Genomic DNA, 1767 nt, shown 5'->3' on the forward strand with positions numbered 1-1767 from the left:
CCGCGTCGGTGGCCTCGGTACCGGCCGCCACGTTGGTGATCTGGCGCTCGGCCCCCGCGTCGCCCACCGACACCGTGTTGTCGCGATCGGCCTGCGAACCCGCGCCCAGCGCCACGCTGTTGGCGGCGGCCGCCGTCGCGCTCTCGCCCAGCGCGGTCGCGCTCTCGGCGTCGGCCCAGCTGTTCCAGCCGATCGCCGTGCCGTAGTCGCCCGTCGCCCAGGCGCCGGCACCCACCGCCGTGCTGCCCGTGCCCGAGGCCTGCGCCGGGATGAACCCGAAGAAGGTCGTGCCGCCCACCGCCACGCTCTCGTCGCCGGTGGCCTCGCTGAACTCGCCTACCGCCACGCTGCTCACGCCGCTGGCCGTGGCCACCACGCCCACCGCGGTGGCGTAGTCGCCGCCGGCTTCGGCTCCGTAGCCCAGCGCGCTGGCGCCGTAGCCGCCCGCATTGCTGAACGAGCCGGTCGCGGTGGTGAAATCACCGCCCGCGCTGCTGCCGTAGCCCAAGGCGGACGCCTGCAGTCCGTCGGCGCTCGCCGCCGCGCCGGTCGCGGTGCTGAACGCACCGTTGGCCTGCGCGCCGGCACCGAACGCGCTCGCGCCCACCTCCGACGCCGTCGTGGTCTGGTCGAGCAGCACTTCGCCCGTGTCCGGATCCTCGTAGTACAGGCTGCCGCCCACCGCCGTCGCGCTGTCCGCCGTCGCCGTCGCGTTGTAGCCCGACGCCGTCGCGTTCTGGCCGTCGGCATACGCGCCCGAGCCGTAGGCCGACGCGCCCTGGCCATAGGCGTTGGCCGCCTCGCCCGACGCGGTCGCGTACGCGCCCTCGGCGTACGCACCCACGTCGTCGCTCTGGTCCTCGTCGTTGCCCGTGGCCTGGAAGTAGCGGTTGTCCGCCGTCGCCTCTTCCAGCTGGTCCAGGTTCACCGCATCGGTGCCTTCCGTACCCGCCGCCACGTTGGTGATCTGGCGCTCTTCGCCGGCATCGCCGACGGAGACGACGTTGTCGCGGCCGGCATAGGAGCCGGCGCCCAGGGCGACGCTGTTGTCGCCGTCGACGAACGAGTCGGCACCGAGCGCCACGCCGTTGTCGCCGAAGGCGGTGCTGTAGTAGCCGAGCGCGACGCTGTCGGCGCCGCTCGCCCAGGCTTCCGAGCCCACCGAGGTGGCGCGATCGGCCTGCGCGTAGGCGAAGTAGCCCACGGCCGTGGCCTGGTCGCCGTCGGCCTGCGCCAGGGCGCCGGTCGCGGTGCTGTAGTCGCCCCAGGCGCCCGAGCCCGAGCCGAAGGCGGAGGCCGCCGTGCCTTCCGCGGCCGCTGGCACCAGGAAGCCCAGGCCCGGCACGAGGTCGGCCATGCCGCCGACCGCGGTGGCGCCCATGCCGCTGGCGGTCGCCGCCGCACCCACCGCGGTGGAATAGGCCTCGGTCGCCGCCGAGCCATAGCCCAGCGCAGTCGCGGCATAGCCTGCCGCATCGCTGAAGCCGCCGGCCGCGGTGGTCAGGTCGCCGCCGGCGCTGCTGCTGTAACCCGTCGCGGTGGCCTGCAACCCGTCGGCGCTCGCCGCCGCGCCGGTCGCGGTGCTGAATGCACCGTTGGCCTGCGCACCGGCACCGAACGCGCTCGCGCCCACTTCCGACGCCGTCGTGGTCTGGTCCAGCAGCACCTCGCCCGTGTCCGGATCCTCGTAGTACAGGCTGCCGCCCACCGCCGTCGCGCTGTCCGCCGTCGCCGTCGCGTTGTAGCCCGACGCCGTCGCGTTCTGGC

1 pseudogene is annotated in these 1767 nt (G+C 74.6%); it reads right to left on the reverse strand.

Annotated elements, in window-relative coordinates:
* A pseudogene (locus tag ACFQ2D_RS16990) lies at nt 1–1767 on the reverse strand (ESPR-type extended signal peptide-containing protein); the annotation flags it as partial.

Source organism: Luteimonas composti (genome assembly GCF_042678665.1).
In the GTDB taxonomy this organism is placed as follows: Bacteria; Pseudomonadota; Gammaproteobacteria; order Xanthomonadales; family Xanthomonadaceae; genus Luteimonas; species Luteimonas composti.